This window comes from Rhodopseudomonas sp. (assembly GCF_013377015.1).
In the GTDB taxonomy this organism is placed as follows: domain Bacteria; phylum Pseudomonadota; class Alphaproteobacteria; order Rhizobiales; family Xanthobacteraceae; genus JARJEH01.
In genome coordinates this window covers 1,532,825-1,555,561 of the sequence record NZ_JACABA010000001.1, presented here as the reverse complement: position 1 = coordinate 1,555,561, position 22,737 = coordinate 1,532,825, and the positions used below count along the sequence as shown (strand labels likewise).

Below are 22,737 nucleotides of genomic sequence, written 5' to 3'. Positions count from 1 at the left end.
CCCGACGACAACAAAATGACGCCGACAAGGCTGCCGGGGAGCGCAAAGTGATAGAAGCACGCCGGTCGGGGGGTTATGAGTGAGGGACTTGCTGCCGGATCAGGCGCAGCGTCCGAGGATAGACTCCAGGCCAATGGCTCAGCGTTCGCAAGCAACCATAATATTGGCACCAGCGCTCGATGCAGATAAGGCGGCTGCGCTACAGCTGACCCCTGTTTCACGTGAAACAGAGGCGCGGCTGGACGCCTATGTGGCGTTGTTGTTGCAATGGCAGGCTAAAACCAATCTGGTGGCGCCATCGACGCTGGCGAATCTCTGGACCCGGCATATTGCGGACTCGCTGCAACTCCTGAAAATCGCTCCGACCGCCAGGCGCTGGCTCGACTTTGGAAGCGGCGGTGGTTTTCCTGGCGTGGTGCTGGCCTGCGCGATGGCTGAGGTTGAGGGCGGTCACGTCACATTGGTCGAGCGCAACGCCAAGAAGGCAGCGTTCCTGCGCGAGGCGCTGCGCGTCACCGGCGCGCCGGGAACAGTTATCCTCGCTGACATCGGGGATAACGTGGATAGTTTCCCGCAGGATGTCGATTGCATCACCGCTCGCGCGGTGGCTCCGCTACACCAGCTCATCAGTTTCGCCGAACCGCTGCTTAGACCGGGCGCCAAAGCCCTGTTTCTTAAGGGTCAAGATGTAGAGGCGGAATTGACCGAAGCCACTAAATATTGGAAGCTTAGCCCCCGCCTGCACGCCAGCCTCACCGGCGGACAAGGCTGGATTGTCGAACTCGATGCGATCGAGCGGCAGGATCAGTCCGCCCAAACACCCACCGGCACCCGCCATGACCGTAATTGATCAAATATATCAAGGCGATAAGAGCGTCGCGCCGCCAGGCCACCCGCGCATCATCGCGCTCGCCAACCAGAAGGGCGGGGTCGGCAAGACCACCACGGCGATCAATCTCGGCACCGCGCTCGCGGCTATCGGGGAGCGGGTGCTGATCGTCGATCTCGATCCGCAGGGCAACGCCTCGACCGGATTGGGCATCGATCGGCGCAACCGTAACTGCTCGACCTATGACGTGCTGATCGGCGAAGCGCCGCTGCGCGACGCCGTAGTGCCGACCGCGGTGCCGCGGCTGCACATCGCGCCGTCGACGATGGATCTGTCCGGCCTCGAGCTCGAACTCGGCAACACTCGTGATCGCGCCTATCGCCTGCGCGATGCGATCGCCGCGCTGAACAATAACGTCGAGCCGCCGCTCGACTACACCTATGTGCTGATCGACTGTCCGCCATCGCTGAATCTGTTGACGGTGAATGCGATGGCGGCATCGGACGCGATTCTCGTTCCACTGCAATGCGAGTTCTTCGCGCTCGAGGGATTGTCGCAACTGCTGCAGACCGTCGAGCAGGTGCGCTCGACGCTGAATCCGAATCTTTCGATCCACGGCATCGTGCTGACGATGTTCGACTCGCGGAACAATTTGTCGAATCAGGTGGTCGCCGACGTCCGGCAGTTCATGGGCAAGAAAGTCTACGACACGATGATCCCGCGCAACGTGCGGATCTCGGAAGCGCCGAGCTACGGCAAGCCGGTGCTGGTCTACGATCTGAAATGCGTCGGCTCTGAGGCCTATCTGAAACTGGCCACTGAAGTGATCCAGCGCGAGCGCGAACTACGCACCACGCATTGAGTTCAAGTTCGTCATTGCGAGCGCAGCGAAGCAATCCAGATCGCGAGCACAGACTGGATTGCGTCGTCGCAAGAGCTCCTCGCAATGACGGAGCGGATGTCGGTGCCAAGAGAACTTTCCAACGCGGAGTGGCGACGTGAATCCAAGGGAGCTGGCAATGGCCGACGAGCAGCGGTCGCGATTGGGTCGCGGCCTGGCAAGTCTGATCGGAGATGTCGGCGGCGAGGCCGCGCATCTGGAGCGGCCACGCGCGCAGCGCAAGGTGCCGATCGAATTCCTGAAGGCCAATCCGCGCAATCCGCGCCGGGCGTTTTCCGATGCCGAGCTCGGCGAGCTCGCCGCCTCGATCAAGCAGCACGGTGTGATCCAGCCGATCGTGGTGCGGCCGGTGAAGGGCGCGCAGGATCGCTTCGAGATCATCGCTGGCGAACGACGCTGGCGCGCGGCACAGATCGCCGGACTACACGAGGTCCCGATCGTCCCGGTCGACGTCAGCGATTCCGACGCGTTGGAAATAGCCATCATCGAAAACGTGCAGCGCGAAGACCTCAACGCGCTGGAAGAGGCGCTTGGCTATCATGCGCTGGCTGATGAATTCAAACGCAGCCAGGAAGATATTGCGAAGATCGTCGGCAAGAGCCGCAGCCACGTCGCCAACATGATGCGGCTGACCAAATTGCCGGACGACGTCCAGGCACTGATTGCGTCGGGGCAATTGTCGGCCGGGCACGCACGCGCGCTGATCGGCGTGCCCGACGCGTCGAGTGCGGCGAAGCGGATCATCGCCGAAGGCCTCAATGTGCGGCAGGCCGAGGCGCTGGCGCACGAGGAGGGCGTACCAGAGCGCAAGCCGCAGCAGACGCGCAGCAGCAAGGCCAAGGACCCCGACACGATCGCGCTGGAAAAACGCATCAGCGACGCGCTCGGCCTGAAGGTCAGCGTCGAGCACCGCGATCCCGGCGGCATCGTGCAGATCAAGTATCGCAATCTCGAACAACTCGACGAGATTTTGCGACGGCTAGATTCGGGCGCCTAATCCCTGTCGTGGCGATGCGAGATATTTGAATGATCAAGGCGTCGTTCCGGCCATGACGCGGAGAGAGCACCGAACAAACTCTGACAATTGCCGCGTAGCCGCTAACTCCGCCGCCGTGCATTCACCGCGATTGCCAGCAGCGCGCGCTGCGCGATTGGAGCGGCGAGGTTCGCTTGCTTGCGGGCATCGAGGGCCGCGGCCGCGAGCTGATCGATGATCGCCAGTAGCCGCGTCGACGGAAAACTCCGCAACGCATTTTCAGCCGCACCCTTGCGGGAAAAGTGCAGCCGCGGATAGCCGCTCTCCAGCACCGAGGACGCCGGTGCGCCGTCCTCCACCGCGAGACTGGCCTTGTGCAGAAATGCGGCGTGACGCTGCGCCGCCAGGATGATTAGTCCGGGATAGGTACCGGCGACCATCGCCTTGGCGAACTCGGTCTCAACGATCGCGGGGCGTCCGCCGAATGCGGCGTCGACGATGGTATCGAGCTTCAGCTCGGAGGCATCCGAGACGCTTGCCATCACGTCGTCGAGCGTCACCTCGGCATTACCGTGGGCGTACAGCGCGAGCTTGCGCAGTTCGTTGCGCGAGGCCTGGCGGTCGCCGCCGAGCAGCGTCATCAGAGCGGCGCGGGCGTCCGCCGCGATCCGCAGATTCGACAGCCGCAATTCGTCGTCGATCAGTTTGGCCAGGTCGCGTTCGCCGTCGGGGTAGCAGCCGATCGCCACCGCGGTCTTGGCGCGCTCGCAGGCTTTGCGCAGCGGCGATTCCGGCTTGATGTCGCCGGCCTCGATCACGATCCGGCAATCCTTCAGCGCCGAATCGGCGAGCGTGTCGACGCCGCTGGCGAAACTCTTCGAGCCGGCGCGCACCCGGATGGCGCGGCGACCGCCGAACATCGGAATCGTCATCGCCTCGTCGACCAGCCGCGACGGCTCGGCGGCGAGCTCGTCGCCGTCCAGTCGCACCGTCGCGAACGGATCGTGGGGATCGTCTACCGCCGACGCCATCAGCGCGTCGGCGCGTTCGCGCACCAGGCCGGCATCGGGACCGTACAGCAGGATGATCGGCCGCCCAGGGTCTGGCCGCGCCAGAAAGGTGTCGATCTCTTTTCCGCGCAGCGCGACCAAATCAGGTGCCGGCGTAGAAGAACGCCGCCAGCCGGGTCTGGATATTCTCGGCGATTTCCTGCGAGGCGCGATCCTCGGCGTCGCGGCCCGCGCGCGAACGGGCGAACCGTTGGGTCTGGCCCGGGATGTCGTATTCGACCCGCGAGAACGTATTGCCGCTCAGCACGACCTTATCGGTCGCGACTTCCTTCAACGTGTAGTTCGCGTCGATGCCGTAGTTTTCGATCGAGGGCAGCGTGGTCTTCGGATCGACGATTAGCGACGACCGTGTGGTGGTCAGTCGCAGCACCAGCGTGTGGGTCGGCGGCAGACCGGTGGCGCCGCCATACATCTTGAACATCAACGCGTTGCGGATTTCGACCCCGAGCCGGGCGGTGCGCGATCCGTTCGGCACGGCGAGCGGCGGCACCGCTACGCCGAGGAGTTTTTCCCGCAATGCCGGGCTGCCGTCGCTGCGCTCGGCATACATCGGCTGGAAGCAGCCCGCGGTCAGCGCGGCCAAGGTGGCAACGATCGACAGCCGGGCTGCGATGCGCCAGTTACCCCACGACATTCACGATCCTCTGCGGCACCACGATGATCTTTCGAATGGGCTTGCCATCCAGGGCCTGTTTTACCGTATCGAGCGCCAAAACGGCAGCCTCAATTTCCGGAATTTGCGCGTCCCTGGCCACCGTGACTTCTCCGCGCTTCTTGCCGTTGACCTGCACCGGCAGGGTGATGCTGTCTTCGACCAGCAAATCGCGTTCGATTTGCGGCCACGACGCCTCGGAAACCAGCCCCGGCTGGCCCAGCGCCTGCCAGCATTCCTCGGCCAGATGCGGCATCATCGGGTGAAACAGTTGCACAAGAATGACCACCGCCTCCCGGATCGCCCAGGCCAGATCGGACGTCGGTTGCCCTGGTCGCGCCAGAACCTCGGCGAGGGTGTTGGAATACTCGCGGATATGGGCGAGGCTGACATTGAAGGCGAGGCGCTCGATGCCGTTCAGCACCTTGTCGAGCGCGCCATGGGCTGCCTTGCGGACCAGGATCGCGTCCGGGCCAAATTCGGCCGGTCGGTCCGCTGCCGCCGATTTGGCGATCTCGGCGGCGTCATTGACCATCCGCCACAGCCGCTGCACGAAGCGCGAGGCGCCCTTGACGCCTTCCTCGCTCCAGATCACGTCGCGATCCGGCGGCGAATCCGACAGCATGAACCAGCGCGCGGTGTCGGCGCCGTAGCTGCCGATGATGTCGTCGGGATCGACGGTGTTGCGCTTGGACTTCGACATCTTCTCGATCGGGCCAATCTCGATCGGCGCGCCGCCGTCGAGCAGCGTGGCGCGGCGACCATCGCCGTCGGGCACGATCGAGATTTCGGCCGGCGAGGCGAAGGTGCCGTCGACCTTCCGATAGGTCTCGTGCACCACCATGCCTTGCGTGAACATGCCGGCAAACGGCTCGTCGAGGCCGATGTGGCCGGTGGCCTGCATCGCCCGGGTGAAGAACCGACTGTACAATAGATGCAGGATCGCGTGCTCGACGCCGCCGATATATTGGTCGACCGGCATCATCCGGTTGACCACGTCGGGCGTGGTCGGGGCGCTCTCGTTCCACGGATCGGTGAAGCGCGCGAAGTACCAGGACGAATCGACGAAGGTGTCCATGGTGTCGGTTTCGCGCACCGCCTTGCCGCCGCAGCGAGGGCAGGCGACGTGTTTCCAGGTCGGGTGATGGTCGAGCGCGTTGCCCGGCTTATCGAACGAGACATCCTCCGGCAGCACCACCGGCAAGTCAGCGTCCGGCACCGGCACGACGTCGCAGCTCGGGCAGTGAATCACCGGGATCGGGCAGCCCCAATAGCGCTGCCGCGAGATACCCCAGTCGCGCAGCCGGAAATTCACCTTGCGCTCGCCGACCGGCATGTTGCCGAGCGTCGCGGCTTCCAGCCGCTTGGCGACTTCGGCCTTCGCGGCGTCGATGCTCATGCCGTCGAGGAAGCGCGAATTGACCATGCGGCCGTCGCCATCATAGGCCACGTCGGTGATGACGAATGATTTTGGATCCTGGCCCTCGGGGCACACCACGGGAGTGTTGCCGAGGCCGTATTTGTTGACGAAGTCGAGGTCGCGCTGGTCGTGCGCCGGGCAGCCGAAGATCGCGCCGGTGCCGTATTCCATCAGCACGAAATTGGCGACATAGACCGGCAGTTTCCAGTCCGGATCGAACGGATGCACAGCGCGGATGCCGGTGTCGAAGCCCTGCTTCTCCGCGGTGTCGATGATTTCCTGCGCGGTGCCCTGGCGCTTGGTCTCGGCGATGAACGCTGCCAGCGCCGGGTTGTTCACCGCGGCCGCCTGTGCCAGCGGATGATCCGCCGCGATCGCCATGAATTTGGCGCCGAACAGGGTGTCGTGCCGTGTAGTGAAGACCTTCAACTCGGTCTCGTCCGACGGCGCAGTCGCCGGATCGAGTGCGAAGCGAACCAGCATGCCTTCGGAGCGGCCGATCCAGTTGCGCTGCATCAGCCGCACCTTGTCGGGCCAGCGGTCGAGCGTATCCAGCGCGTCGAGCAATTCCTGCGCGTAGCGGGTGATCTTGAACACCCACTGGTTCATCTCGCGCTGCTCGACGATCGCGCCCGAACGCCAGCCGCGGCCGTCGATCACCTGCTCGTTGGCCAGCACGGTCATGTCAACCGGGTCCCAGTTGATCTTGCGCTTTTCCCGTTCGGCGAGACCGGCCTTCAGGAAATCCAGGAACATCTTCTGCTGGTGCTTGTAGTAGCTCGGATCGCAGGTCGCGAATTCGCGCGCCCAGTCCAGCGACAGACCCATGGTCTGCAGCTGCTTCTTCATCGCTGCGATGTTGGCGTAGGTCCAGGCCTTCGGGGCGACCTTGCGCTCGATCGCGGCGTTCTCGGCCGGCAGGCCGAAGGCGTCCCAGCCCATCGGATGCAGCACGTTGTAGCCGCGCGCCCGCATCGTCCGCGCCACCACGTCGCCCATGGTGTAGTTGCGGACATGACCCATATGGATCCGCCCAGACGGATAGGGGAACATCTCCAGCACGTAATACTTTGGGCGGGGATCATCGTTCTTAGTGGCGAAGATCGCCTTGTCATCCCATAGGCCCTGCCATTTCGGCTCGGATTCGCGGGCGTTGTAACGTTCGTTGCTCATTGGGATCAGGATTCGGCCGGCCGGTTCGAGCGCTTTTCAGGGCGGAAGGAGGCGCGAATGAGGTCGCAAACCGGTGCTAGCTCTTGGTTTCAGAATTCGCGCGCGAGGCGCGGGACTAGGCCATAAAACGCCGCGGCCGGTCAATGGGTTGGGACAATCGGATTCCGGATGGCAGGCTTGCTCACGTCCCGGATCGGGAAGCGGTAGGAGGAACATAAGTCGTTTGGGGGCAGGGGGAGGAATCTCACCCCGTCATCGCCAGCGTGGCGTCGGTGCCGCGGATCAAGCCGTGCTCGACTACGGCGTTGCGGCCGCGGTGCTTGGCAGCGTAGAGCGCGGCGTCGGCGGCTTCGATCAGGTCGCGCGGTTCCAGCGCCTCGCTCGGGTTGGCGCAGGCCATCCCGACGCTGACGGTGACATGCTCGAACTCACTGGTCCGATGCGGCATCATCAGGTCCTCGACCGCGGCGCGCACCATCTCGCCCACCTGCAGCGCTTCCGCCGGGTCCGTCTCCGGAACCAGCAGGCAGAATTCCTCGCCGCCATAGCGCGCCGCGAAGCCGGAGGTGAGGTTGGCGATTCCGGCCAGGGTCTCGCCGATCCGGCTGAGACAGGCGTCGCCTTCGGGATGACCGTAGGTGTCGTTAAAGAGCTTGAAATGGTCGACATCGATCATCAGCAGCGCGACCTTGCTGCAGTTCTGCTGGCCCTTCATCCATTCAAAGTCGAGCCGGCTCTGGAAGCCGCGGCGATTGGCGAGGCCGGACAGCACGTCGATCGAGGCCATCACGGTGAGCCGGTTGTTGGTCGCCACAAGGTCGCGTTCGCGTTCGCGGAGCGCCGCCGCCATGGCATTGAACGCCCGAGCCAGCGGCACGAATTCCGCCGGCAACCCGGCCTTGGCGGCGCGCGCCGACCAATCGCCCTGGCCGAATTTCGTTGCCGTCGCGGTCAGGATGCCGATCGGTCCCACGATCAGCCGCTCCGCGGCGACCAAGGCGCCGAGCAACACCAAGAGGCAGACCATCGCCAGCTGCATATAGGCGGTTCGGATCTCGCGATTGATGCCCGCCGACACCTTGGCTTCGTCGATGCTGACCACCAGCCTTGTGTTGGTGCCCGGGATTTGCGCGAACGAAATCATGTGATCGGCACTGCGCCCGGCAATCCTCAATTCCCACCCTTTGGAAGTTCTGGTCAGGGTGGAATCCAGCCCCATCCGGTCGAGGCCTTGGCCGACCATGCTGGTTTGGTCGGGTGGCGTCGCCAGAATGATGCCGTCGCCATCGACCAGCGCTGCGGTGACGCCGGCCCGGCCTGCGAGATCGCCCATGATCCCGGACATCCAGTCCAGATTGATTCCGGCGATCACGACGGCCTCCTCGCCGCCGTCGATCGCCGAAACCGGATAGGCCGCCAGGATGGTGCCCTTCCCGGTCTGCCGGCCGACCAGATAATCGCTGACGACGAAATCGTGGGTTTCGAGCGCTTTCTTGAAATAGGGGCGGTCGCTGATATTGGCGTCGACGAAAGACGCCATGGTCGAACAGCGGATGATGCCATCGGCGCCGGCTACAGCGAGCATCCGGATCGTGGGCAGATCGACCCGCAGGCTCGCGCGCAGAATGGCGCAACCACGGTTGATCTGCGACGCGGCGGCGTGAATATAGGCGGTGGACTTCAACACTGCCTCGACCGAGGAAATTACATCGCGCTGCGCGTCGGCGGCGCGCCGCGCGAGCCGGTTCAATTCACTGGAGACCTGCGCGGCTTGCTTGGTGCGGGCGTCCTCGAGCGAGCGAATCCGTTCGAACATCAGCGGGCTGACCAGAATCAAGGCCAGCACCACCAGCCGCGCGCGAATCCCGAACAAGCCCTTCAACCTGGCTCTGTTGCGATTGATCGATATGCGTGACATCGTGATCCCCTAGCCCCGCAACTATCCTAGGCCGAAGGGCTCAAAACCCCCTTTCCGAATTGGCTCAAATTTGAACGAACGCGAAAGCCGTAGAACTTGATTGACGAATTGACACCATCCGACGCTTCGCAAGTAACTTCCGCTTCACTAAGCGGGCTGGCCGCGGTGGAGCACGACATCGCGCGCGCTTGCCGGGAGGCACGGCGCGAGCGCGCGGCGGTGACGCTGATCGCGGTCTCGAAAACCTTCGACGCGGATGCGATCACGCCGGTGCTGCGATCCGGCCAGCGGGTATTCGGCGAGAACCGGGTGCAGGAAGCCAAGGCCAAATGGCCGGCGCTGATCGCCGATTACCCCGGTACCGAACTGCATCTGATCGGGCCGCTGCAATCCAACAAGGCCAAGGAGGCGGTGGCGCTGTTCGACGCGATCCATTCGGTGGACCGGCCGAGCATTTGCGAAGCGTTAAGCAAGGCGCTGGCGCAACAGCCGCGCAGACTGGAGCTGTTCGTGCAACTCAACACCGGCGAGGAGCCGCAAAAGGCCGGCGTCGCGCCGGCCGAGGCCGATGGCTTCATCGCCGCGTGCCGCGAGACCTATGGGCTGACGATCTCCGGCCTGATGTGCATTCCGCCGGTCGATGAAGCCCCGGCGCCGCATTTCGCGCTGACCGCGAAGATCGCCGCGCGCAACGGGCTGCACAAATTGTCGATGGGCATGAGCGCGGATTTTGCCATCGCGATCCAATTCGGTGCCACCCATGTGCGGATCGGTTCGGCAATTTTCGGCCATCGATAGTCATCGTCGGCAGTTCGGCGACCGACAAGATTGGCGTCAGACGCAGAGGAAGTCCTCATGCTCGACCATGTCGGAATCAAGGTGAAGAGCGTCGTCCGCGCCAAGGCGTTCTACGACGCCGCGCTGCCGCCGCTGGGGATGGTCGTGCAATATGACTTTGTTCCGCCCAACCCGCCGAAGCGCCGGGTCGTCGGCTATGGCGCCAGTATCGATAAGGTTTGCCTGTGGGTCGGGACCAGCGTCGGCGTTCCCACCAAGCTATCGGGGCCGGTGCATATCTGCCTGGCCGCCAAGAGCCGGAAAATGGTGCGCGATTTCTACGCGGCCGCGCTGGCAGCGGGTGGAAAGAGCAATGGAGCGCCGGGGCTTCGCCTCGAATACACGCCGACCTACTACGCTGCCTTCGTGGTCGACCCCGACGGCAACAATATCGAAGCGGTGTGTCATCGCGCGAAGTAGGTCTGCTTACCCGATCACGATCTTCGTCTTTGACCCGATCCGCGCCAATAGCCGCAGCATCGCCGGCCTGGTCATCGCCACGCAGCCGGCGGTGGGGCCGAAATTATCGCGCGCCAGATGCAGAAACACCGCGCTGCCGCGCCCCGCGCTGCGCGGCGCCGCGTTGTGGTCGATCTCGATGATGAAATCGTACAGATGGTCGTCGCGCTTGAGCCGGTCGCCATCCTGACCCGGTCCGCGGCGCACCGGCTGGTTGTAGTGCCGGCTGGCCGGGTCCTCGCACCAGGCGTCAAAGGGGCCGATGCGGCGGATCGGCAGCAGGGTGCGCGGCCGCGGCGCGCGGTCGGCCCGCCACCACAGCCGCAGCGGATGGAAGGCGCCGCGCGGCGTACCGCCATCGCCTTCGCGCTTGTTGGCCAGGATGCCGCTGCGGCCCAGCGCGACCGGGATGGCCTGCCCCGCGAGGATCAACCAGCCCCGGCTGGGATTGCCGGCTGCGCGTCGGACAACGATCCGCGAAACCGGGCGCTCGCTCGCAGATTTATTGGAAGTCTTTGAAATAATTCGATTTCCCATTCTTATCCGAACCCTCCGCGGCGGTCTGTGCGCGGCGATGGCGAGATTGCGCATTACAGGACATTCATCAATAACAGCCTCAAAAGTGGGCTAGACTGCGCAACGGCTTGTGAATCGGTAACAGACCCCTACTTCAAAGCGAACTGTCACCAAGCATTTGCCGCTGCCGACCGCCGACTCAAAGGACCCCTGTCATGCCCAACGCCCGCAAGATCCTGATCGTGGACGACGACACCGATCTGCGCGACGCTCTGGTGGAGCAATTGTCGCTGCACGAGGAGTTCGAAGCTTCCGCCGTCGACACCGGCGCCAAGGGGGTGCTGTCGGCCAAGGCCAATTCACCCGATCTGGTGCTGATGGATGTCGGATTGCCCGACACCGACGGGCGCGAAGTGGTACGCAGCCTGCGCAAGGGCGGCTTCAAGGCCCCGATCATCATGCTGACCGGCCACGACACCGATTCCGACACCATTTTGGGCCTGGAATCCGGCGCCAACGACTATGTCGCCAAGCCGTTCCGCTTCGCGGTGCTGCTGGCGCGGATTCGCGCTCAGCTGCGCCAGCACGAGGCCAGCGAAGACGCGGTGTTCACGGTCGGCCCCTACAGCTTCCGTCCCGGCTCCAAGATGCTGACCGGCGCCAACGCCAAGAAGGTCCGGCTGACCGAAAAGGAAACCGCGATCCTGCGATTCCTGTACCGGGCCGGGCTGTCGCCGGTGTCGCGCGAGACCCTGCTGCAGGAAGTCTGGGGCTATAATTCGGGCGTGACCACGCACACGCTGGAGACCCATATCTACCGGCTGCGCCAAAAGATCGAGAAAGACGCGGCGAATCCCGAGATTCTGGTCACCGAAGCCGGTGGCTACAAACTCGTGCCGTGATACCAATAGGGGCCGATTCGTAGCAACGTGCCTGGCGCGTCCAGTCTCTCTCCAGCCGGTCCCGCATGTCGATCGAAGATGATGTTGCCCTGCTCGAGCGCGTCCCGACGCTGCGGCTGTTGGGCACCGCTTCGTTGCGGATGCTTGCGATCGGTTCCGACCAGCGCGATCTCGGCCGCGGCGACGTGCTGTTCAAGGCCGGCGACGAGGCCGATGCCGGCTATGTGGTTCAGCGCGGTTCGTTCCAGATCTTGCCAGCCGATGGCAGCAAGCACGAGATCACCGCCGGCCCCGGCACGCTGCTCGGCGAGCTCGCGCTGGTAGTGGCGATGCAGCGGCCGTCGAGCGCGGTGGCGCTGGAATATTCCTCGGTGATCCGGATCGCGCGCAGCCTGTTTCAACGCATCCTGGAAAGCGATCCGGCCGCCGCGCGACGGCTGCGCGACGAATTCGCCGGCCGCACCAGCCAGATCACCAGCGACATTTTGATGGCGGGCGCCAAGCTGAGCACGTGATCCCGATCGATTGGATTGACGTGCTCTCTCCGGAGACGGCAGTCATTCCGGGGCGCGAGTTCGCAGAACGAGCGAGCCCGGAATCTCGCCACACGGTCAGACCGCAAGATTCCGGGTTCGCTCACAGCTTCGCTGTTCGCGTCCCGGAATGACGGCCTTGTCCGTTGAGTGGATCGCTCGGTGGAGATCTTGCGAGGTTTGAACCTACAGCTCCAGCGTCACCGTTACCGGGACGTGGTCGCTCGGCCGTTCCCAGCCGCGGGCGTCGCGGGTTATCGTGAAGTCGCGCAAGCAGTCGCGCAGCGCCGGCGAGACCCAGATGTGATCGAGTCGACGGCCGCGGTCGGCCAGCGTCCAATCGGCAGCGCGGTAGCTCCACCAGGTGTAGACTTTTTCCGACAGCGGAATCCGTTCGCGCGCGACGTCGACCCAGTGGCCCTCGCGCTGCACCGCGAGCAGCTTCTCGCATTCGATCGGCGTGTGCGACACCACCTTCAACAACTGCTTGTGCGACCAGACGTCGTTTTCGTGCGGCGCGACGTTGAGGTCGCCGACCAGGATGTGGCGGGCGTCGCCGGTCGGGTGCAGCGGCGCGCACGCCTTCATCTCGTCGAGGAACGACAGCTTGTGCAGGAATTTCGGATTGAGCGCTGGATCGGGAATGTCGCCGCCGGCGGGGACGTAGAAATTATGCAGTACCAGCGGCGTGACGCTGTCGCCAGCGTTGAGCGCCACCGAGATGTGCCGTGAATCGATGTTGTCGCAGAAGGTGCGGATGTCGCTGCTGAGCAAGGGGATCTTCGAGATCACCGCGACGCCGTGATAACCCTTCTGCCCGTTCAAGGCGATGTGCTCGTAGCCGAGCCGCTTGAATCGCTTCAGTGGAAAGGCGTCGTCCGGGCATTTGGTCTCCTGCAGGCACAACACGTCGGGACGACGCGCCTTGAGGAATTTCGCCACCAGTTCGATGCGCAGCCGCACCGAGTTGATGTTCCAGGTGGTCAAGGTGAAGTTCATGCGGAATGCCATACGGGGATTGGAAACGAAAACGTCTCATGCCGAGGAGCGGCCGGTCGGCCGCGTCTCGAAGGATGAGGGTGATAGATGCACATGCTCATGGTTCGAGACGCGCGCCAAGAGGCGCGCTCGTTACCATGAGGGGTCTGCTCCGGGGCAGCAGCGAAGCTGGCTCGCGGCCAAGAGGCTCGAAATAAAGGGAATCAACAGCCTTTGAGTTCGTCATTGCGAGGCGCTCTTGCGACGAAGCAATCCAGGGCTGCAGGAGAGGTTCGGATCTGATGCCCCTGGATTGCTTCGCCGTCGGACGGCGCTGCGCGCCGCCCTCCGCTCGCAATGACGGGGTGCATCGATTGTCAGTGCCGCCGTTCAGTCGGGCGATTGACAGCCGATCTCTCGGAGATGCCGACGGTGCGCCCGATGCTAATTGTTCGGAACCGTGTAGTTGGTGAAGTCGATCTTGAACATCGTCTGATCGAGCTTCTTGGTGCTGTCGACGTTATAGATCGCCACCGTAGTGTCGTAGCCCTGCGGGTCGGTCACGGTCCACTGCTTGAGTTGGTTGTCCCTGGCGCCGAGCATCAGCAACAGCCGGCTGGTACCGATCACCGGGTTCTTCTCCTCGATGATCACGCTGATGTAGAGCTCGTCGGCGGTGACGCTGACGACATTGGTGTCGCGCAGCAGATCGATGCGGTCGCTCAAGAGATAGCGTAGCGGGGTTTGCGACAGCGGATAGATGTCCTGGGTGGCGAGCTTGCGGTCGCGCACTGCCAGCGAGGAGCCGTCGGCGATCATCGAGATCGGGCTTGGCGCATCGTATTCGAACCGCACCTTGCCGGGTTTCTGGATATAAAAATCGCCCATCAGCTTGCTGCCATCGGGGCCGACCTGGACGAAGTTTCCAACCAGGGTCTGCAGCGACGACAGATAGGCGCTGACCTTGGCGGCCTGGGTTTTCTGGGTATCGTCGAAACTCTTGAAGATATTGGCCGGGACGTTGCGGCGCGGATCGGGAATCACCGGTTCCGGTGGGGCCGTCACTACCGTCGGGGCCGTTACCGCCGGGCGGGCCTGTGTCCGCGGCTGCGGGTCGGAGGCGCTGAGCCGGACGTCGCGGGCCTTCGGCGCCGGCTTCGGCACCGGAACCTGCTGCGCGCCGACCTGCGGGCCGGTCACCACGGTGATCAGCGCCGCGGCCAGCATCGCCATTGCGGCACGCGTGGCGGTCCGCCCCGTGGACCGCGCTGCCGAAGCTTTGACATCGTTGCTCAATTGGTTTTCCTGCGCGGGGTTGACTGAATCGGCGCATCGCCGCGTCGGCGCTAACCCGGCGCTGTGGCGATTTCGCGACTCCAGGTCGGCAATTTCCATCACAGCAATCACGCCTCTAAAAGCCGCTCTCTTCTTCCTCGACCAGGATTTCGCGTTTGCCAGCATGGTTGGGCTGGCCGACGATGCCTTCCAGTTCCATCCGCTCCATCAGCGACGCGGCGCGGTTATATCCGATCTGCAGCCGACGCTGAATATAGCTGGTCGACGCCTTGCGATCACGCTTTACAATCGCGACCGCCTGCGAGAACAGGTCGCCGCCCTCGCCGCCCATCCCGGTGGCGTCGAACACCGCGCCGTCCTCGCCCTCGGCCGGCTCTTCCGCGGTGACGGCTTCAAGATATTCCGGCTGGCCCTGGGTCTTGAGGTGTTTGACCACCTTCTCGACCTCTTCGTCGGAAACGAACGGTCCGTGCACGCGGCTGATCCGTCCGCCGCCGGCCATATAGAGCATGTCGCCCTGGCCAAGTAGCTGCTCAGCGCCCATCTCCCCCAGAATGGTGCGGCTGTCGATTTTCGAAGTGACCTGGAAGGAAATACGGGTCGGGAAGTTCGCCTTGATGGTGCCGGTGATGACGTCGACCGAGGGTCGCTGCGTGGCGAGGATCACATGCAGGCCGGCGGCGCGCGCCATCTGCGCCAGCCGCTGCACCGCGCCTTCTATGTCCTTGCCGGCCACCATCATCAGGTCGGCCATCTCGTCGACGATGATGACGATGTAGGGCAGCGGCTCGAGGTCGAGCTTTTCAGCCTCGTAGATTGCCTTGCCGGTTTCCTTGTCGAAGCCGGTATGTACGGTGCGGGACAATTCCTCGCCGCGCGCCTTGGCTTCGACCAGCCTGGTATTGTAGCCGTCGATGTTGCGGACGCCGAGCTTGGACATCTTCTTGTAGCGCTCTTCCATCTCGCGCACCGCCCATTTCAGGGCGACCACCGCCTTCTTCGGGTCGGTGACGACAGGCGTCAGCAAATGCGGGATGCCGTCATAGACGGATAGTTCGAGCATTTTCGGATCGACCATGATCAGCCGGCACTGATCCGGCCGCAGCCGGTAGAGCAGGCTGAGGATCATGGTATTGATGGCGACCGATTTGCCGGAGCCGGTGGTGCCGGCGATCAACAGATGCGGCATCCGGGCCAGATCGACGATGATCGATTCGCCGCCGATATTCTTGCCGAGGCAGAGCGGCAGTTTCGCCACTGATTCGTTGCCGTCTTTCGTCACCAGCAATTCGCGCAGCAGGACTTTTTCTCGATGCGGATTCGGCAGTTCGATGCCGATAGCGTTGCGGCCGGGCACCACGGCGACGCGGGCCGACAAGGCGCTCATCGATCGCGCAATATCGTCGGCGAGCCCGATCACCCGCGACGACTTGATGCCGGGCGCGGGCTCCAGTTCGTACAGCGTCACCACTGGGCCGGGATGCGCCTTGACGATTTCGCCGCGGACGCCGAAGTCGCCGAGCACGCCTTCCAGCGCGCGCGAATTGGCTTCGAGTTCGGCCTTGTTGAGCGGCTGGCGATCGGAGGATTTCGGCGCGGTCAGCACCGAGACCGGCGGCAGTTCGAATTTTCCGGCGGGTTTGCGCGGCGGCGTCTTCGGCACGGGCTTCTTGCGCGGGGCGCGCGCCACCGGCGCCTCATCTTCCTCATCGTCCTCGTCGTCGAGCTCGGGTTCGTCGTCCTGATCGGCGTGCGGCGCGATCGACGGGCTCGGCCGGCCGCCGAGCCTCGGCTCCTGGCGTTCGAACGGCATCGCCGCGGCGGGCGGCGCACTCGCCACCAGCCGGCGGTAGCTCAGCTTCGCGAACCGCAGGAACTGCGCCTTGGCGCTCAGCAGCGCGTGCACCAGCCAGCCCAGCGACACCGAACCTTCGTCGCGATCTTCCTCGAACGGCAGATCGTCGGCCATCAATTCGGTCTGTTGCGGCTCGCGCGCGCCGAAGCCGCAGGCGATCAGGAACGTCGTCAGCATCGCGGCGCCGAGGATCAGGCCGAGGACGATCCGGTAGATCAATCCGGGCGGGCCGAACACCAGCGCAGGCGTCCGCACCAGCGCGTCGCCGACCACGCCGCCGACGCCGGTCGGCAGCGGCCACGACCCGTCATGGGGAAAACAGCTGGCGAATCCGGCCGCGGTGATGGTGCACAAAATCCAGCAGCCGAACCGCAGCGCCCGGCGGTCGAACGGCCGGTGGTTGATCATCCGCCAGCCCCATACCGCGATCGGCAACAACAACCCGATTGCGCCAAGGCCGAGGATCTGCATCGACAGATCGGCGCCGATCGCGCCCGGATAGCCAACAATGTTACGGATCGTGCGCGAGGTGGCGTGACTGAGGCTCGGGTCCTGCACCGACCATGTCATAAGTGCCGCCGCGGCGACGCCGGACAGCGCAATCAGGCCGACGCCGGCGAGTTCGCGCAGCCGTCGCACCAGCGCGTCGCGAATCGCCTGGGGCAGATGCCCGACCAGAGGGATGACACGTTCGATCGCCGGCATGCTCATTCCGCCCCGCGATTATTCAAGAATACGAACCAGGCGATGCAACGCCTCGGCGGTGGTTTCACTGTCCTGCACCATCGCCACGCGAATATATCCGGCGCCGGGATTGCTGCCGTCGGGTTGCTGCCGCGCCAGATAGCTGCCCGGGACCACGCGGACGCCGCCGTCCTTGAACAGTTTCAGCGTCGCCGCCTCGTCGCCGCCATGCGCGGAGACGTCGAGCCAGAGGCAGAAGCCGCCGGCGGGCCGCTTGTAGCCGTAGCGCGATCCGAGGATCTGGTCGGCGAGGTCGAATTTCAGCCGGTACAGCCGGCGGTTCTCCTCGACATGGCTCTCGTCTCCGTAAGCTGCGACCGCGACATGCTGTAGCGGCACCGGCACCTGCGGGGCTGCGACATTGCGCAGCTCATGAAACGCCTTGAGAAATTGGGCGTCGCCAGCGACGAAGCCGACTCGCATCCCGGGCAGGTTCGAGCGCTTCGACAGCGACTGGAACGCCACCACATGGCCGAAGTCGGGACCGGCGGCTTCTAGCGCGCTGCCGGGCGCGGTCTGGGCATAGATTTCCGAATAGCACTCGTCGCTCAGGATCATGAAGCCATGGCGGTCGGCGAGCGCTTTCAGCCGCAGGAAATAGTCGCGCGACGCGACCGCGCCCTGCGGATTGGCGGGCGAAGCGATGTAGATCGCCACCGTGCGCGCCAGCGTCGCTGCATCCAGCGCATCGAGGTCGGGCAGGAAGCCGTTGCCGAGCGTGGTCGGCAGGAAGATCGGCTCGCAGTCGGCGGCGCGGGCGCCGGCGCCGTAGGCCGGGTAGAACGGATTCGGCATCAGGATCGCTGGCTTGCCGGCGCGTTGCGGCACGAAGCGGGCGGCGGCGATTGCGGCCAGGAACAGCCCCTCGCGGCTGCCGTTCAGCACCAGGATTTCGCTCTCCGGATCGAGCGCGCGCGGCAGCTCGAAGCGCAGCGACAGCCAGGTCGACACCGCGCGGCGGAACGGTTCGATACCCTTGGCGGCGGGATAGCGGCCAAATTCGGCGATGTGTTGCGCCAGCACCGGGCCGACGAAATCCGGCACCGGATGCTGCGGTTCGCCCAGCGACAGGTTGATAAGGGACTGTCCGGGCTGATACGGCGCCAGCAGCTCGGTCAGCCGCGCGAACGGCGAGCGTTCGCTCTGACCGGCAGCATCGGAACTGCCGGCGCTGGACGCCAAGGTGGAGGGGGCGGTCAAAGCCATTCGGAAACGCCAGCTTTCAGGGCGCGCGACCGTCACGGGATCGAGCGAAAACGGATCAGCCACCATAGATACGGCGAGGTTAAGACGCGATTAACCATCGACGATCGGCGACAGCAAGTGCGGGTTCCATGCGAGGAAGGCCGCGACCGGGCCGCCCGGTTGCGCGCGTTGTCGGTCATGAACTGCGGGCGATTTCGTCATCGATGGCGATCCGGAGTGCCGGCAATGCGCTGTGGACGGTATCCCATACCAAATGCGCTGCGACGTCCTCGTAGTCGTGCCGGTAGACGTTGCCGGCACCCGCGATCTGCTTCCAGGGTATCGCCGGGTGTCGCGCCTTCAAATCGTCGGTCAGGCGACGTGATGCTTCCGACACGATCTCGAGGCATCGGGTGACCGCATAGACGGTGCGCAGGTCATTCTTGAATTGATCGCGATCGAACCCGGCGACAAATTCGATCGCAAGGCCGATATGATGTTGAATGTCGCGAAGCGCAGCGATGCTGATGTCAGAACGCATAGATCGCGTCGGCGGTGGCGGCCGGTCGCAGATGAGGCTTGAGGTTATCCCGGCTCACGACATCCACGGGGCCTTCGAACAGTCCGGCGATGAACTCCTTCAGGCCGACATAGTCGAACACGGTAATATGCGCCTCGGGATCAATCTCGACCATGATGTCGATGTCGCTTCCCGGGCGGTCGTCGCCGCGTGCGACCGATCCGAACAGCGCCGCACGCTGCACGCCGCGCGCGCGCAGGGCCTGCTCCGACCGTCGCAAGGTATCGACTATGTCCGCACTGTTCATGACCACAATATAGCACGGCGCGGCTGTCGCGGGAGGGTCGATTGCAGCGCGGCGGTGAAAGCCAATGGCCTCCGCGCCAAAAAGAAAGGGGCCCCAGCTTGCGCTGGAGCCCCTCGACGGAGCGGGCATTGCCGGGTATGTGCCCGAACCGTAGTTCTGGGCGCGACCCTTGCGGATCGCGCCCCGGGAGAACTTACATGTTGTATGCGCGCTCGGTGTGCTCGACGAGGTCGAGGCCTTCGCGCTCAACTTCGACGGTGGCACGCAGGCCGACGATGACGTCGACGACCTTGTAGAGGATCGCCGAGCCGATGCCGGACCACACCAGCGTGGTGCCGACGCCCCAGCACTGCGAGATCATCTGCGCCACCAGATCGTATTCCGCGATCTTGCCGATGGTGTAGTCCATGATGCCGGTGCCGCCGAGCGCCGGATTCACCAGAATGCCGGTGCCGAGCGCGCCGACGATGCCGCCGACGCAGTGGACGCCGAACACATCGAGAGAGTCGTCATAGCCGAGCGCGTTCTTGATCACCGTACAGAAGAACAGGCAGACCACACCGACCACGAGACCGAGCACGATCGCTCCCATCGGACCAGAGTAACCGGCCGCGGGCGTCACCGCGACCAGGCCCGCAACTGCTCCTGAGATCGCGCCGAGCACCGAGGGATGACCCTTGATCATCCACTCCGCGAACATCCAGGACAACGCGGCCGCCGCAGTCGCGACGAACGAGTTGGTCATGGCGAGCCCGGCGCCGCCGGAGGCTTCCAGGTTCGATCCGGCGTTGAAGCCGAACCAACCCACCCACAGCAACGAAGCGCCGATCATCGACATCGTCAGCGAGTGCGGCGACATCAGCTCCTTGCCGTAGCCGGTGCGCTTGCCGATCAGCAAGGCGCCGACCAGACCGGCGATGCCGGCGTTGATGTGCACCACGGTGCCGCCGGCGAAGTCGATGGCGCCCTTCTTGAACACCCAGCCGGCATCGGCATTGACCGCATCAAGCGCGGTCTGCGCCGTCGCCTTGGCGGCGTCGTCGGTCGCGGCAGCGAGCGCCTTGACGGCGTCGTTGATGGCGTCCGGTCCAGCCCAGTACCAAACCATGTGGGCGATCGGGAAGTAGATCAGCGTGACCCAGAGCGGGATGAACAGGGCCACCGCGGCGAAGCGGGTGCGTTCGGCAAAGGCGCCGACGATCAGCGCCGGGGTGATCGCGGCGAAGGTCATCTGGAAGCAGAAATACACCAGCTCCGAGATGTTGGCGTCGACGCTGAAGGTCGCCGCTTTCGAATCCGGGGTGATCCCCACCATGAAGGCTTTGGAGAAGCCGCCGATGAAGTCGGAACCGCCGGTGAAGGCCAGGCTGTAGCCGTAGAGCGCCCACAGGATGGTGACGATACAGACGGTGTAGAACACCTGCATCAGCACCGAGAGCATGTTCTTGGACCGGACCATGCCGCCATAGAACAGCGCGAGGCCCGGAATCGTCATCAACAGCACCAGCACTGTCGATGTCAGCATCCAGGCGTTGTCGCCCTTGTTGACCGTGGGCTCGGCATACGCGGCAGTCGCGGCGAACATGCCGACTGCGAGAGCAGCCAATCCCGCGCGGTAGGGACGTTTGAACGTCATTTCTTATACTCCTGATTGAATAAGGGTGAGCGCGAGATCAGAGGGCCGCGGCATCGGCTTCGCCGGTCCGGATCCGAACCGCGTGGTCGAGGCCGATGACGAAGATCTTGCCGTCGCCGATCTGACCGGTCTTGGCCGCGGTGGTGATGGCGTCGATGGTCTTGTCGACCTGGTCGGAGGCGATCGCGACTTCGATCTTGATCTTGGGCAGGAAGCTCACCGCGTATTCAGCACCGCGATAGATTTCCGTATGGCCCTTCTGCCGGCCATATCCCTTGACTTCGGTCACCGTCAAACCATGAACGCCGATGGCGGTCAGGGCGTCACGGACTTCTTCGAGTTTGAATGGCTTAATGATCGCCATAACAATTTTCATGGGTCCTATCCCCGCTTGGGCCCGAACCGGTACGCGGCCGGGCACGATATCGACTGAGGTTCACCACGCGGAGAAGTTCACTACGCGGGCACAGCCAGCCCAGATAGAATCAAATGCCGTGCCAGATCGCCGGCGGTGCCTAACAGATTGTGAATCGGGGGCTTTTCGGCACGACCGCACCGCAGCACCGGCTGCGCCATTCGGTCGCGCCTAATGACTAATCAGGCATGTGCAAAAAACAGGCACGACAGGGTCCCGCCATAATCGTGCTCACGTCGCGGGCAGCATGATCGGTAATATAACATTGGTTTGGCTACTGCAGTGCCTCGCCATGCTGCGAAATGTCGAGACCCTCGATTTCGTGCTCGCGCGATACGCGCAATGGGACGAACACCCCAACCAGCTTGAGCAGCACAAAGGTGGCGGCCCCCGACCACAGGAAGGTCATGGCAACGCCGCCGAGCTGGATCAGGAGCTGCCACGGATTGCCTTCGATCAAGCCGGAGGTTCCGCCGATCGCCGCGGTCGCGAACACGCCGGCCAGCAGCGTGCCCGTCAACCCGCCGATGCCATGGACGCCGAACACGTCGAGCGAATCGTCGTAGCGAAAGCGGTGTTTCAGCCAGGTGCAGGCCCAGAAGCAGACCAGCCCGGCGATCACGCCGATCACCAGGCCATGCCACGGTTCGACATAACCGGAGGCCGGAGTGATGGTGCCGAGCCCGGCCACCGCGCCGGAAATCATGCCGAGCACCGAGGGTTTGCGCCGGATCATCCATTCGATCGCGCCCCAGGTCAGCGCGCCGGCGCAAGCGGCGAGATGGGTCGAGGTGATCGCCATTACCGCGCGGGAATTGGCGGCCAGCGCCGAGCCGCCGTTGAAGCCGAACCAGCCAACCCACAACAACCCGGTGCCGACCACCGCGAGCGACAGGTCGAACGGCGACAGGTTCTCGGCGCCGTAGCCATGGCGGCGACCGAGCACCGCGGCCGCGATCAGCCCGCCGGTGCCGGCCGACAGATGCACGACGAGGCCGCCGGCGAAATCCAGCACCCCGGCGCTAGCCAGGAAGCCGCCGCCCCAGACCCAATGCGCCAGCGGTACATAGACGAAGACGAACCAGCCGATCGAGAACAGCAGATAGGCGGAAAATCGCATCCGGTCGGCGACCGAGCCGGCCACCAGCGCCACGGTGATGATCGCAAACGTCATCTGGTAGAGCATGAAAAGCGCTTCGGGGATGGTCTTGGCCAGCGGATTGACGCCGTCCATGGTCATGCCAGCGAGAAACATCCGGTCCAGCGAGCCGATCCAGGCGCCGTCACCGACGAAGGCCAGCGAATAGCCGAACGCGACCCAGAGAATCGAGATGATCGCCACTGCGGCGAGACTCTGCGCCATGGTGGCGAGCACATTCTTCTTGCGCACCATGCCGGAGTAAAACAGCGCCAGGCCCGGGATGGTCATCATCAGCACAAAGGCGGTGGCGACCATCATCCAGGCGGTATCGGCGGCGTTGATGGTGCTGGCTTGCGCTTGAGCCGGCGTCACGCCCAACGCGGCAAGTGCCGCAAGCGGAAAGGCCATCGCAGCGCGTGCTGCGTGGCGTGGCAAACCCGTCATGACCCCAACCCCCGTCGGAATGTCGCGGCG

21 protein-coding genes are annotated in these 22,737 nt (G+C 64.2%); 7 read left to right on the top strand and 14 right to left on the bottom strand.

Going from position 1 to position 22,737, the window contains the following annotated elements:
• Positions 1-133 precede the first annotated feature (133 nt).
• The 3 genes from rsmG (at position 134) to HXX15_RS07425 (ending at position 2,727) form a co-directional block, all read left to right on the top strand.
• Complete coding sequence (gene rsmG, locus HXX15_RS07435) at positions 134-850, top strand: 16S rRNA (guanine(527)-N(7))-methyltransferase RsmG (RefSeq protein WP_296514312.1); 717 nt, start codon at positions 134-136, stop codon at positions 848-850.
• A complete protein-coding gene (locus tag HXX15_RS07430) occupies positions 837-1,691 on the top strand; it encodes a ParA family protein (RefSeq protein WP_296514310.1) in 855 nt (284 codons plus the stop codon). The genes rsmG and HXX15_RS07430 overlap by 14 nt, the downstream gene beginning before the upstream one ends.
• A 157-nt stretch (positions 1,692-1,848) precedes the next feature.
• Positions 1,849-2,727, top strand: a complete 879-nt coding sequence (locus tag HXX15_RS07425; protein ID WP_296514308.1) for a ParB/RepB/Spo0J family partition protein — start codon at positions 1,849-1,851, stop codon at positions 2,725-2,727.
• A gap of 101 nt (positions 2,728-2,828) precedes the next feature.
• On the opposite strand, the gene holA is transcribed toward HXX15_RS07425, so the two are convergent.
• The 4 genes from holA to HXX15_RS07405 form a co-directional block, all read right to left on the bottom strand.
• Positions 2,829-3,857 carry a DNA polymerase III subunit delta gene (gene holA, locus HXX15_RS07420; protein WP_296514306.1) on the bottom strand — a complete coding sequence of 343 codons (1,029 nt, stop codon included), beginning with the start codon at positions 3,855-3,857 and terminating at the stop codon, positions 2,829-2,831.
• Position 3,858: 1 nt separating this feature from the next.
• Positions 3,859-4,410, bottom strand: a complete 552-nt coding sequence (gene lptE, locus HXX15_RS07415) for an LPS assembly lipoprotein LptE (protein ID WP_296514304.1) — start codon at positions 4,408-4,410, stop codon at positions 3,859-3,861.
• Positions 4,397-7,021 (bottom strand): leucine--tRNA ligase, encoded by a 2,625-nt coding sequence (gene leuS, locus HXX15_RS07410; protein ID WP_296514302.1) that lies wholly within the window; start codon positions 7,019-7,021, stop codon positions 4,397-4,399. The genes lptE and leuS overlap by 14 nt, the downstream gene beginning before the upstream one ends.
• Positions 7,022-7,265: 244 nt before the next feature.
• Positions 7,266-8,939, bottom strand: a complete 1,674-nt coding sequence (locus HXX15_RS07405) for a diguanylate cyclase (protein ID WP_296514300.1) — start codon at positions 8,937-8,939, stop codon at positions 7,266-7,268.
• A 108-nt stretch (positions 8,940-9,047) separates the two neighbouring features.
• Here HXX15_RS07405 and HXX15_RS07400 point away from each other — a divergent pair, with 108 nt between their 5' ends.
• Both HXX15_RS07400 and HXX15_RS07395 read left to right on the top strand, forming a co-directional pair.
• Entirely contained in the window at positions 9,048-9,737 is a 690-nt protein-coding gene (locus HXX15_RS07400) for a YggS family pyridoxal phosphate-dependent enzyme (RefSeq protein WP_296514297.1), read from the top strand.
• Positions 9,738-9,794: 57 nt separating this feature from the next.
• The gene (locus HXX15_RS07395; protein WP_296514295.1) at positions 9,795-10,196 is read left to right on the top strand and encodes a VOC family protein; all 402 of its coding nucleotides are present in this window, start codon (positions 9,795-9,797) and stop codon (positions 10,194-10,196) included.
• Positions 10,197-10,202: 6 nt separating this feature from the next.
• On the opposite strand, the gene HXX15_RS07390 is transcribed toward HXX15_RS07395, so the two are convergent.
• Positions 10,203-10,772 carry a L,D-transpeptidase family protein gene (locus tag HXX15_RS07390; RefSeq protein WP_296514293.1) on the bottom strand — a complete coding sequence of 190 codons (570 nt, stop codon included), beginning with the start codon at positions 10,770-10,772 and terminating at the stop codon, positions 10,203-10,205.
• Positions 10,773-10,966: 194 nt separating this feature from the next.
• On the opposite strand from HXX15_RS07390, the gene HXX15_RS07385 reads away from it, so the two are divergent.
• Both HXX15_RS07385 and HXX15_RS07380 read left to right on the top strand, forming a co-directional pair.
• Positions 10,967-11,653, top strand: a complete 687-nt coding sequence (locus HXX15_RS07385; protein ID WP_296514291.1) for a response regulator transcription factor — start codon at positions 10,967-10,969, stop codon at positions 11,651-11,653.
• A 65-nt stretch (positions 11,654-11,718) separates the two neighbouring features.
• A complete protein-coding gene (locus tag HXX15_RS07380; protein WP_296514289.1) occupies positions 11,719-12,168 on the top strand; it encodes a cyclic nucleotide-binding domain-containing protein in 450 nt (149 codons plus the stop codon).
• A 204-nt stretch (positions 12,169-12,372) separates the two neighbouring features.
• Here the strand turns inward: HXX15_RS07380 and HXX15_RS07375 are convergent, their stop codons facing one another.
• The 9 genes from HXX15_RS07375 to HXX15_RS07335 all read right to left on the bottom strand — a co-directional run bounded on the left by HXX15_RS07375 (position 12,373) and on the right by HXX15_RS07335 (position 22,707).
• Complete coding sequence (locus tag HXX15_RS07375) at positions 12,373-13,185, bottom strand: exodeoxyribonuclease III (protein WP_296514287.1); 813 nt, start codon at positions 13,183-13,185, stop codon at positions 12,373-12,375.
• A gap of 423 nt (positions 13,186-13,608) precedes the next feature.
• Positions 13,609-14,397, bottom strand: coding sequence for an outer-membrane lipoprotein carrier protein LolA (locus HXX15_RS07370; RefSeq protein WP_296514285.1), 789 nt, complete (start codon positions 14,395-14,397; stop codon positions 13,609-13,611).
• 178 nt (positions 14,398-14,575) lie between these two features.
• Positions 14,576-17,026, bottom strand: coding sequence for a DNA translocase FtsK (locus tag HXX15_RS07365; protein WP_296514283.1), 2,451 nt, complete (start codon positions 17,024-17,026; stop codon positions 14,576-14,578).
• 12 nt (positions 17,027-17,038) lie between these two features.
• Positions 17,039-18,265 carry an aminotransferase class I/II-fold pyridoxal phosphate-dependent enzyme gene (locus tag HXX15_RS07360; protein ID WP_296514281.1) on the bottom strand — a complete coding sequence of 409 codons (1,227 nt, stop codon included), beginning with the start codon at positions 18,263-18,265 and terminating at the stop codon, positions 17,039-17,041.
• A gap of 175 nt (positions 18,266-18,440) precedes the next feature.
• On the bottom strand, positions 18,441-18,785 hold the full coding sequence (locus HXX15_RS07355) for a HepT-like ribonuclease domain-containing protein (protein ID WP_296514279.1): 345 nt from the start codon (positions 18,783-18,785) through the stop codon (positions 18,441-18,443).
• Complete coding sequence (locus HXX15_RS07350) at positions 18,775-19,200, bottom strand: nucleotidyltransferase family protein (protein WP_366558564.1); 426 nt, start codon at positions 19,198-19,200, stop codon at positions 18,775-18,777. Before HXX15_RS07350 ends, HXX15_RS07355 begins: the two co-directional genes overlap by 11 nt.
• Before the next feature lie 64 nt (positions 19,201-19,264).
• Entirely contained in the window at positions 19,265-20,707 is a 1,443-nt protein-coding gene (locus HXX15_RS07345; RefSeq protein WP_296514277.1) for an ammonium transporter, read from the bottom strand.
• A gap of 37 nt (positions 20,708-20,744) precedes the next feature.
• The gene (locus HXX15_RS07340; protein ID WP_296514275.1) at positions 20,745-21,083 is read right to left on the bottom strand and encodes a P-II family nitrogen regulator; all 339 of its coding nucleotides are present in this window, start codon (positions 21,081-21,083) and stop codon (positions 20,745-20,747) included.
• Between the two features lie 313 nt (positions 21,084-21,396).
• Positions 21,397-22,707, bottom strand: a complete 1,311-nt coding sequence (locus tag HXX15_RS07335) for an ammonium transporter (RefSeq protein WP_296514272.1) — start codon at positions 22,705-22,707, stop codon at positions 21,397-21,399.
• Positions 22,708-22,737: the final 30 nt, after the last annotated feature.